The sequence below is a fragment of the Vibrio sp. Vb1127 genome, from assembly GCF_033338735.1.
GTDB lineage: Bacteria > Pseudomonadota > Gammaproteobacteria > Enterobacterales > Vibrionaceae > Vibrio > Vibrio alginolyticus.
Genome location: NZ_JAWOTF010000001.1, coordinates 871,512 through 882,021, shown reverse-complemented (window position 1 = coordinate 882,021; position 10,510 = coordinate 871,512). Strand labels below are relative to the sequence as shown.

At 42.8% G+C, this 10,510-nt stretch carries 9 protein-coding genes, 1 tRNA gene and 2 rRNA genes; 9 read left to right on the top strand and 3 right to left on the bottom strand.

Annotated features, from left to right (window positions below):
• The 5 genes from R7H07_RS03915 to R7H07_RS03895 form a co-directional block, all read left to right on the top strand.
• A 23S ribosomal RNA gene (locus R7H07_RS03915) occupies window positions 1-249 on the top strand; the annotation flags it as partial.
• A gap of 94 nt (window positions 250-343) precedes the next feature.
• A 5S ribosomal RNA gene (gene rrf, locus R7H07_RS03910) occupies window positions 344-460 on the top strand.
• 99 nt (window positions 461-559) lie between these two features.
• A tRNA-Ser gene (locus tag R7H07_RS03905) sits at window positions 560-650 on the top strand.
• Window positions 651-929: 279 nt separating this feature from the next.
• The gene (locus R7H07_RS03900; RefSeq protein ID WP_005374276.1) at window positions 930-1,691 is read left to right on the top strand and encodes a hypothetical protein; all 762 of its coding nucleotides are present in this window, start codon (window positions 930-932) and stop codon (window positions 1,689-1,691) included.
• 103 nt (window positions 1,692-1,794) lie between these two features.
• Entirely contained in the window at window positions 1,795-2,826 is a 1,032-nt protein-coding gene (locus tag R7H07_RS03895) for a hypothetical protein (RefSeq protein WP_005374275.1), read from the top strand.
• Between the two features lie 163 nt (window positions 2,827-2,989).
• Here R7H07_RS03895 and R7H07_RS03890 read toward each other — a convergent pair whose 3' ends face one another.
• A complete protein-coding gene (locus tag R7H07_RS03890; RefSeq protein ID WP_005374274.1) occupies window positions 2,990-3,346 on the bottom strand; it encodes a YibL family ribosome-associated protein in 357 nt (118 codons plus the stop codon).
• 85 nt (window positions 3,347-3,431) lie between these two features.
• Window positions 3,432-4,427 carry a 2-hydroxyacid dehydrogenase gene (locus R7H07_RS03885; RefSeq protein ID WP_033906222.1) on the bottom strand — a complete coding sequence of 332 codons (996 nt, stop codon included), beginning with the start codon at window positions 4,425-4,427 and terminating at the stop codon, window positions 3,432-3,434.
• 242 nt (window positions 4,428-4,669) lie between these two features.
• On the opposite strand from R7H07_RS03885, the gene R7H07_RS03880 reads away from it, so the two are divergent.
• On the top strand, window positions 4,670-5,152 hold the full coding sequence (locus R7H07_RS03880; protein WP_047102844.1) for a L,D-transpeptidase family protein: 483 nt from the start codon (window positions 4,670-4,672) through the stop codon (window positions 5,150-5,152).
• A gap of 35 nt (window positions 5,153-5,187) precedes the next feature.
• On the opposite strand, the gene R7H07_RS03875 is transcribed toward R7H07_RS03880, so the two are convergent.
• Window positions 5,188-5,898, bottom strand: a complete 711-nt coding sequence (locus R7H07_RS03875; RefSeq protein ID WP_053350831.1) for a glycerophosphodiester phosphodiesterase family protein — start codon at window positions 5,896-5,898, stop codon at window positions 5,188-5,190.
• 230 nt (window positions 5,899-6,128) lie between these two features.
• Between R7H07_RS03875 and R7H07_RS03870 the strand changes: the two genes are divergently transcribed.
• The 3 genes from R7H07_RS03870 to R7H07_RS03860 all read left to right on the top strand — a co-directional run bounded on the left by R7H07_RS03870 (window position 6,129) and on the right by R7H07_RS03860 (window position 10,468).
• Window positions 6,129-6,794 (top strand): response regulator transcription factor, encoded by a 666-nt coding sequence (locus tag R7H07_RS03870; RefSeq protein ID WP_005386018.1) that lies wholly within the window; start codon window positions 6,129-6,131, stop codon window positions 6,792-6,794.
• Complete coding sequence (locus R7H07_RS03865; protein ID WP_064369509.1) at window positions 6,794-8,167, top strand: sensor histidine kinase; 1,374 nt, start codon at window positions 6,794-6,796, stop codon at window positions 8,165-8,167. Before R7H07_RS03870 ends, R7H07_RS03865 begins: the two co-directional genes overlap by 1 nt.
• 207 nt (window positions 8,168-8,374) lie before the next feature.
• Window positions 8,375-10,468 carry a TonB-dependent siderophore receptor gene (locus R7H07_RS03860; protein ID WP_206955103.1) on the top strand — a complete coding sequence of 698 codons (2,094 nt, stop codon included), beginning with the start codon at window positions 8,375-8,377 and terminating at the stop codon, window positions 10,466-10,468.
• The last annotated feature ends 42 nt before the right edge of the window (window positions 10,469-10,510 follow it).

Below are 10,510 nucleotides of genomic sequence, written 5' to 3'. Positions count from 1 at the left end.
TACGAGAGGACCGGAGTGGACGAACCTCTGGTGTTCGGGTTGTGTCGCCAGACGCATTGCCCGGTAGCTAAGTTCGGGATCGATAACCGCTGAAAGCATCTAAGCGGGAAGCGAGCCTTGAGATGAGTTCTCCCTGATACTTTAAGTATCCTAAAGGGTTGTCGTAGACTACGACGTTGATAGGCAGGGTGTGTAAGCGTTGTGAGGCGTTGAGCTAACCTGTACTAATTGCCCGTGAGGCTTAACCATACAACACCCAAGGGGTTTTGATGGACTCAATGAAAGAACATTGAATGTGTAAGAACGAGAATTAAAAAAACAGCTTTCCGAATTAAAGAATTTGCTTGGCGACCATAGCGTTTTGGACCCACCTGATTTCCATGCCGAACTCAGAAGTGAAACGAAATAGCGTCGATGGTAGTGTGGGGCTTCCCCATGTGAGAGTAGAACATCGCCAGGCTTTAAACATCGCTTTCAAGTTCTCTTTAATTGAGATAACTGAAGGCAAAACTAAAAATTAGCATCAATAGTATAAGACTAAGTTTTAGTGACAATTTGTGGAGAGATGGCTGAGTGGTTGAAAGCACCGGTCTTGAAAACCGGCATACGTTAATAGCGTATCTAGGGTTCAAATCCCTATCTCTCCGCCACTTTTAAAAAAAAACCGCTGTTCTTACAGCGGTTTTTTTGTATCTGCTGTTTTTTAACCGCTGTTATCGAAACTTCTAATTGATTTTTCTCTAGCTCTTTCTCCAAGTTTTTGCGTACCTACTTTGGGTTTAGTTTACGCAGTAATACCTTCAATCGAAGACATTGCCATACGTCTCATTTGGGCTTCAAATAGAGCTTTCTTAAGTCTCAACGTGGGATGCTTAAACGCATTTTGATAGAGTTCCAGTCTAAATACTGCGGATGCACTTGGAGAAAAAATGAAGCTACTTTACTGGTTAGATGAATGGCAAGCTCTTACTCAACAAGAACAAGAGATGGCTTTACCTATCTCTGGCTACGATTTACTTGATGATGTGTTTGTGAAGTATGAACTCGTCGATCTTAACAAGCCATTGTTGTTTACATTTTCTCCTTCCGGTACTGATGTGCAGGTACAAGATTTAACTCCGGATTTTTCTCCTTGGGGCTACGAGCTCGGAATACAACAACAAGTAAACATTATTGCCTTTCAACATTTAGGACAAAGTAATTGGTTCCGTAGTCGGAATTTGATTTTCTTTCTGGAGCAGCTATCTGAGTTGCTTCATCCCTTCAAATGTCGTTTGGGTTATGGGCAAAGTCGAGGTGGCTTTGCAATTGGCGCGTTCGCTAACTTGCTGAAACTAGAACATCTTTTGTTGTTTTATCCTGTTAGCACTAAAAATAAAGCGTTAGTGCCTTGGGATGATCGGCCGAGTACTGAGCTTGCTCAGCAGTTTGCTTGGGAAAGCGGCTACCATGATCGAGATTTGGGCAATGCCAAAGGTTATATTATTTATGACCCATCCAATCGCATTGATCGTCTTCATGCTGAACGTTATCCAGAGCTTACCCATTTAAAAGTCGTCGGTATGGGACACGGCACTCAATCCACACAATTAGATAAATTAGAATTTTTTAATCTGGTGGCGCAGGAGTTTGTTCGCCATCAAACCTTAGATATTGACCAATTTAATAAGCAAATTCACGCTTTGTTTTAAAAGAGGACTGATATCAGAGTCCCCTGTAACCAGGGGGAGATGATCACACACTAAAAACTAGATTTTTAACACAATTGCTAGGCGCAATTTAGATGGAGGATTAATGAAGTTACTGTACTGGTTGGATGAATGGCTGGCTCTTTCTCGTGAAGAACAGCAAACCAGGCTACCGATGTCCGGGGAGGACTTACTTGATGATGTATTTGTTAAGTATGAGTTTGTCGACCGCAATAAACCGTTGTTGTTCACCTTTTCCCCTGCTGGTACGAATCTACAAGTACAGGACTTACACTCAGATTTTGCGCCTTGGGGTTATCGCTTAGCCCAGAAACAAAAAGTAAATATTATTTCATTTCAGCATCTTGGGAAAAGTAACTGGTTTCGCAGCCGTAATTTGATTTTCTTTCTAGAGCAGCTATCAACTTTACTTGAGCCTTTTGAATGTCGTTTAGGTTATGGGCTTAGCCGCGGTGGTTTTGCTATTGGTGCCTTTTCTAATCTATTAAAGTTGGATCAAGTATTGATGTTTCACCCGGTCAGCACAAAAAACAAAGTTTTGGTGCCATGGGATGATAGGCCAAGTACTGAACTTGCCCAACAATTTGATTGGGAAGGAAAGTATCACGACCTCGACCTTGGCGATGCAAAAGGCTATATCATTTATGATCCAACTAATGAAATCGACCGCCTTCACGCCAAACGCTACCCAGAGCTCACTCACTTAAGAGTCTTCGGGATGGGACATGGTACCCACGCGACGTATTTGAATAAATTCGGTTTTTATAAGCAAGTGGCCGTAGACTTTATACGTTATCAGAAGATAGATATAGCGCAGTTTCGTCATCAGACCAAAACGCTGCGCTTAAAAGAAGATTACTATCAGTGCCTTAACAAGGCGAATGCGAGCTCACAGCATCGTTTAAACTTACTGAGTACCGCTCATAATGTACTAATTGAAGAAAAGAAAGAACATGTGAAGGAGCATCAAGCGCAAATCGATATTCAGCCACTTGTTGATATTGCACTTAAGCATGAGTATGACAACCCGCAAGATGCAGTACAGCTTTTGGAAGTCGCTCAGCAGCTGGTTCCGAATGATCCCGTTGTGGAGCACAAGTTGCAGCAACTGTCGTAGCGTTGAGGTGTAATGCGGACGATATTGGTCGAAATAGGTCAGTGGCTTTTGTCGCTGGCCTTTTTAATAGCTTATGGATTGATATGTCGATGAAATCTAATGAAGCAGTACAAAATAAAAAGCCCAAGCAAATGCTTGGGCTCCATAAATGTTAATGCGAGTTTTAAAACTCTTTTGGCGCAAAGCCTGTCATCACATCAAGGCGAAGTTCTTTACCAACTTTTGTTAATGGGTGAACGATTACTAAGCCGCGTACGCGTTTTTTCAGTTTGCCGATGTCCGCTTGTTCTGCTTTGGTGATTTCACGAGAGAATGGCATATCAAGTAAGCTTTTACGTTCTTTGTTCAGCTCATAGTTTTGCTTATGCTTTAACTGGTTAAGCTTTTTGGTTAGCTGTTCTACTTCATCCGTGAACTTTGTAATCATTTCGTGATCACCACGAGAACGTGCCGCATCAAGTTTACGTTGGCATGTATCTAAACGGTTGTGCAGCTTTTGAATATCAGTTTTTATGCTCATGGTAATTTGGCTCAAATTTTAAATAGTCGAGAAGTATAGCATAGCTGAGATCACACGCTCTACTATACTTCTCGATTGTCTGGCTTTAGTTAATCAGTTCATTGCCCGATACGTTACCAGAGAAAAAGGCTTCGACGTTATCAAGCGTCACAGAGGCAATATTATTAAGTGCTTCGTGAGTCAAGAATGCTTGGTGGCCAGTAAACAGCACGTTATGACAAGCCGATAAACGGCGGAAAACATCATCTACAATGACATCGTTAGATTTATCTTGGAAGAATAAGTCTTTTTCATTGTCATACACGTCTAGGCCAAGCGCACCAATCTTACCTTGTTTCAACGCTTCTATCGCCGCTAGTGAATCTAGCAACTCGCCTCGACTGGTGTTAATGATCATTACACCATCTTTCATTTGCGCGAAGGCTTTTTCGTTCAATAAGTGATAGTTTTCTTCACTCATTGGACAATGGAGAGAGATAACATCCGCATTAGCGTAGATTTCTTCAAGCGAACAGTAACGGGCTCCCATTTCTAGTGCTAATGGATTTTCGTAGGGGTCGTAGCAAAGCAGTTCCATGCCAAGCCCTTTGAAGATACGCATCGTCGCGATACCAATCTTACCCGTACCAATAACACCAACGGTTTTTCCGAAAAAGTTAAAGCCAACAAGACCTTCTAGCGAGAAGTTGGCGTCACGTGTCCGTTGGTAGGCCTTGTGAAGACGGCGGTTTAGACACATCATTAAACCAACCGTGTGCTCTGCCACTGCTTCTGGTGAGTAAGCAGGAACTCGAACCACTTGTAAGCCTAGTTCTTTGGCTGCTTGTTGATCAACTTTATCAAATCCCGCGCAGCGCATAGCAATAAGCTTGGTCCCGCCTAGAGAAAGCTGTTTAAGAACGGGAGCTGAAAGATCATCATTAACGAACGCACATACAACATCACTGCCGTGCGCCATCTTGGCTGTTTTTTCGGTTAGTCGGAAGTCGTGATAGTGAAATTCAAAATCGCGGTTATTTTTAATTTTATTAAAAGAGGCTTCGTCGTAGGATTTTGCACTAAAAAAAGCAATGTTAATCATGGTTCCCTCTCAAAAAGTGCGGACTTTATAAATAAATATGCTTATAAAGTAATGCAACTTAGCCGCAATGAATAGAGAAATCTTCTCTTTGACTTTTGTTGTATCAAATAACAATAAGAAGTACGCCTTTCAGCGAGTGCTATCTTACGGTTCCGCATTAGATACTGTTTGCTTTACGAGCATTAACTGACTAGCATTATCGCTCTTTTCTTGTTCACTTTATTAGCTTAGGCGTTACGACAATGTCAGTAAAATGGTGCTCTATGTTCTTGTGTTGTATGTTTGCTTCTGGCACTCACGCAGCTGTTGACCTCGTTAAAGTCGACAAGTCTAAGCGTCGAATGTATTTGATGGAACAAGGAGCAGTGCTAAAAGAATACCGAATTGCTTTAGGAGCGAACCCTCAAGGACATAAACAAGAAGAGGGAGACAATCGCACGCCAGAGGGCGAATACACTTTAGATTATGTTATAGAGGACTCTGCTTTTTATCGTTCTGTGCATATCAGTTACCCTGATGCGATTGATGCGTTGGAAGCGAAGCGCCGAGGTGTCTCCCCTGGAGGGAACATCAAAATTCATGGCTTAAAAAACGGTGAGAGTCAGTTGCCGATTTACATCCAAAGTTTTGATTGGACTAATGGGTGTATTGCGATTACCAACGAGGAGATGGATGAATTTATCCAGCTTGTCGAGATGGGGACACCAATTCAGATTGAGTGGTAATAAAAGGTCCCCGTTAATGTTCTGGCTCTTATAGGCTATGGCATAAAGCGCTGTGGATGATCACTAAAAATACCGTCTAATTGAGGTAGGTATTTCAGTTTATTTGGATTGTTCACCGTATAGCACATCACTTTGTAACCGGCTTGTTGGAGTTTGTTTATCTGGCGAGTACGAACCCAGTTAATGTTTAGGTTGCAGCTATAGGCACTAACTTCTTCCAAAAGGCGTTTATCTTTTCTCGTAAAGAATTCACTTAACACACCCAATCGGTAGCCACTGCAGTATTTGTGCATCGCTCTAATGACGTCATGACTAAAGCTCGATAGGAGTACATTCTCTTGCGGCATTGGACTTTTTGCTAACGCATTGGCGAGAGTCTGCACCACTTCTTCCGCTGGATGGTTGTCTACTTTAACTTCGATATTCAAGTTAAGCTTATTCTCAGTAGCTAAAGTGAGCAGTTCATCTAGTGTCAAGATCTTCTCGCCTGAAAAGTCTGTGCTAAACCAACTACCGAAATCTAATGCTTTTAACTCTTCCAGGGTGAGCTCATCAACACGCCCTTGTCCATTGCTGCATCGATTGACGGTATGATCATGGCAAACCACTAAAACATTATCTTTGGTAGGTTGTATATCCACTTCCACCCACTTTAATCCCAGGTCAATGGCTGCTTGAATGCTTATTTTTGTATTCTCAGGGTATGAACCTGCCACGCCACGGTGACCAATTAATAACGTTTCCATTCGCTTTATCTTTTGCTTTGCGGTTGCCAGATTGTACTCGTTTTTTCTATGAAGATATATCTAGGTGCATATTGTTAGGAACCTTTAGTACAAGTGAACATTAAACCCTAATAGTACGTTGCTGCTTCTTGGACTGAGTCCTGTGGACTTAAAGCCTTAGAGTGTGTAGTTGTTTAATTGGTAAATGAGTAATAAAATGCGAACCATTTTTATTTGAATGGTGAGTGGTAATGTCACGAGTTTTGATAGTCGATGATGACGTTCCTTTGTGTGAGCTGTTAGAAGCGGTTTTGCAAGAGGAGGGCTACATCGTATCTTCTGTGCATTGCGGTGAAAGTGCGCTGCAATATATGGAAAAAACGCCTGTAGATCTTGTATTGCTTGATGTCATGTTACCAAACCTTAACGGCATGCAAGTTGCTCGTAGGATCTGTCAGCGCTTCGCGACACCTATTCTAATGCTTACCGCTCTCAACGATGAAAACTCGATGCTTGATGGTTACCAAGCGGGGGCCGATCAGTATATCGGAAAGCCTTTTAATGTCGCTGAGCTTCTAATGCGCATCAAAGCGATTCTTCGTCGTGTTGGCTTGGAACGTCAACGTCAGACGATGTGTAGTACCGTTCAAACGATCAGTGACCAGCTTAATAGCTTACCCCTCACAAGTACGGAAGCTGAACTATTGAGCTACTTGGTAAAAAACCAAGGAGTCGTGATTTCAAAAGCAGAGCTTCAAACTGAAGTGTTAAAGAAAGAGCTGAGTCCTTTTGATCGCAACCTTGATATGCACATCAGTAACATACGTCGCAAGTTAGTTGAGGCGGGGCTTTCCAAGCAACATATCAAAACCTTCCGTGGCAAAGGTTACAGTTATTTAGAGGCTGTAAACCGTTAATGAAGCTCCGGTGTCCACCTTTTATTGCAAAACGTAAAGACAGCTTAGCGTTCAAGTTATTTAGTTGCATGACCGCAATTGTCATTAGCATTTTGGTCGTGCAATCCTTAGCGGAACAAGCTTTGGTGAAAGCCATGTTGAAAGTGCCCGATAGTGTGCGAGAAGAAATGCTAGACCTTGCACATCAAGCTAACGTATTGATTGAGCACGGAGACATGGACGAACTTGCTGACTGGGCAAATGCGCAAAACTTTTATTTATTTGTGTTGAATGAACATCAGCAACCAGTTACGCACCGTCTGATGCATCCGCACTTCGAGTTCAAACTTCAATTTAAGAGAAGCATCGATGATCAACTTGAGGGGAAAGTGAATCGCCCCATCATCAATATTCCTTTAGTTCATGGCAATACTTTAGTGATTCAATTGCCACATCGACTGCACCCTGCAAATGACTTCATTCTGTATTTCTCTATTCTCAAAGTCGTGATTGCAGTGGTTATTTTGGCGCTCTTTTCGCTGCTAATGGCACGTAACTTACAGCAACCATTGGATCGATTGAGAGAAGCAAGCAAAAAGCTATCTAATGGCGATTTTAATGTTAGTGTCGTGAAAGAGCTGAAGTCGAGCACGCGTGAGTTTAACGAGTTAGCGCAAGACTTCGATCACATGACGCAACAGATTCATTCTCTCGCTGAAAAGCAGCGACTGCTTATAAGAGATGTCTCTCACGAATTGAGAACGCCGTTAGCGAGGCAGAACTTGGTTCTGCATCTTTTGCGAAAGCGTGTTGGAGAAAGTGAGCAAAGCCTAGTGACAAGGCTAGAAGATGAAGCAAAAGAGCTAAACCATTTGATCAGCGATATATTGGAGTTCAGTCGCTTGGAAAATGCGCGCTTCGACAAAGCCACGAAACGCTGTGATTTAGAAGTTTTGCTCTCCCCGCAAGTAGAACGTTGCAAAATAGATTTGAAGTCAGAACAGACGTTGTCTTTCCGCTCAGAAGCTGTATGTGCTAAAGCCATTTGTGAAGAAACGCTGGTCATTCGTTGTTTGAACAATCTTATTGGTAATGCCATTAAATATTCAGGACAAGCATCTCAGATAGAAGTTTCTCTGGAAAATTATGTCAAAGAAGGGCAGCAATTCACCACCATGTCAGTATCTGATAATGGGCCTGGTATTCCAGAGAACAAGCTGGTCGATATTTTTGATCCGTTTACACGCTTAGATGCTTCTAGAGATAAAAAGCTTGGTGGCTACGGTTTAGGTCTTGCGATTGTCAAAGAATCCATGCGTATTATGGGTGGAGCAGTCACGGCGAAAAACCGTGAGCAAGGTGGTTTGAGGGTTACTTTAGTGTTCAAACAATAAGTATGATTAAGTTGTATTTTTTGTGATTAATATCACATTATCATGGCGCATCATCAGAGAGTACTTTACAAAAGTTTGCAAATGCAAAGAATGTAAATTTAATGCAAATGGTAATACTTATCACTTATATTCACCCGCGAAATAATTAAGAGGGAATCGCATTCAACAAGTATGTGACCCGAAAAATAATAATCGGAGTGAAAGGATATGTTTACTAAGAGCCATTTGGCGTTAGTGATCGGTGCAGTGTTAGCAACACCTGCAGTGGCGGAAGTTCAAACAGACGAACATGTAGTTGTAGAAGGTCGAGAGTTCGGCTACAAGGCAGATACAAACAGTACAGCAATGCGCATGGAAATGACGCAGCTGGAAACGCCGGGACAAGTAGCGGTTATCGATGAAACGGTAATTGATGAGCAGCGTGCAAGTACACTTGGTGAAGTGCTACGTAACGATGCAAGTGTTAGCGCGGGTGGTACAAGCCGTAACCGCGAACGTTTCTCTCTACGTGGTTTTGAACTTAGCAGTTCAGACGGTTTTCTTCGTGATGGTCGTCAACACTGGTCACACTATCGTCAGCCAATTGAGCTTTTAGAGCGTGTTGAAGTGCTTAAAGGTCCATCAGGTCTGCTATACGGTAAATCTGAGCCGGGTGGTTTGGTAAACATGGTTTCGAAAAAACCAACAACTCAAACACAAGCAAGTTTGAGTCAAGATCTAGGTTCGAATGATCACTCACGCACTGTGCTTGATGTGAGTGGCGCGCTAAATGATGCAGAGACACTGCGAGCGCGCGCAATTTTTGCCAAAGAAAGCTACGGCTCTTGGCGCAGGTACGGTGATGGCACTGAGCCTAAAACAGATCGTACGGTAGCTGGCCTAGTGGTTGAGTACGATATCACCGACAACTTTATGGTATCGGCTCATTACGATCGCACGAAAGACGATGGTAGCGTGGACTCTGGCGCATACATTGTTGATGGCAAAGCGGTTCGCGGTGATAAGTACATTTGGGATGCGCAGTGGTCTGAAATTGATAACGAAGTAGAAAACTACGGTGTCGATATTAATGCGCAAGTCACGGATAACGTGAACGTAAAAGCAGGTTACAACCGCCAAGACTTTAAGCGTTTTGATGTAGAGTCTTACCCTAAGTTTGATCAGTATGAAGAGTTAAATACGATTAAGCATCGAGGCAACGATCGCTCCGATAATTGGGTATTTGATACTGCATATATAGATGTGACGACGGACTTTACTTTGTTCGGTACGGAAAACACGTTGTTAGTGGGCGCTAACTACTTAGATTACAGTTATGATCGCTTTATGGCAATTCATAATGAGGCGAGTATTGCTCCAGGAGAAACGGTGCCTAAGCCTAGCTATCGTAGTTCGAAGAAATCACCAACAGCTGAGTACGATACTTGGGGTATCTACGCGCAAAATATGATGACGATTAATGATTACTGGCAAGTGCTTGCAGGTGTTCGTTATGACGAAAAGCGTGATGATGAACTGACCGAAAACCAGGTTTCTCCAAAATTTGGTGTCATTTTCCACCCATCGACGAATGGCTCGGTTTACGTTCAGTATTCTGAAAGCTTCATGCCTCAAGGTGAAGTCAGCAACGGTAGTCGTACCTACATCAATGAAGGTGAGAAACTCGACGCTGAGCGTGGTATCTCTTATGAAATCGGTACGAAGTGGGAACTGTTTGATCAGCGTTTATTTGTATCTGGTGCTGTGTTTGATATCACGTTAGAGAACATCTCGCTGGATGTTGAAAGCGGCAAAGACGCGGGCGGCAATCTCCTACACAAGAAAACGCAAGGTGGTGAGCAAGTTCACAAAGGCGCTGAGTTAATGGCTCAAGGTTTTGTGACCTCAGAGTTGTCGCTAACCGCTTCTGCAATGTATTTGGATGCAGAGCTTAAGAAGGCAGAAAGATATGAAGGTAACCGCCCTGTAGACGTGCCAGAGTTCTCGGCAAGTCTATGGTCTAGCTACAAGGTTCAAGACAACACTAACTTAAACCTTGGTTTGATTTATGAAGGTGATCGCTACGGTGATGCAAAGAACACCTTCAAGAAAGATGGCTACGCTCGCGTTGATATGGGCGTGTCATACAAACATAAGTACGATGAAAACTTGGATATTATTGCTCGATTCAATGTCGAAAACTTATTCGATACCGACTACTTCGCAGGTGGTGGTAGCACGAATGGCGAGCAAAAAGGTGCGAGTGGGGTTGTGGTTGGAGAAAGCCGCAACTACATGGCAACAATCCAGTTCAAGTACTGATAACAATTTGATTATTAAAGGGGAAGGGTAGTCTTCCCCTTT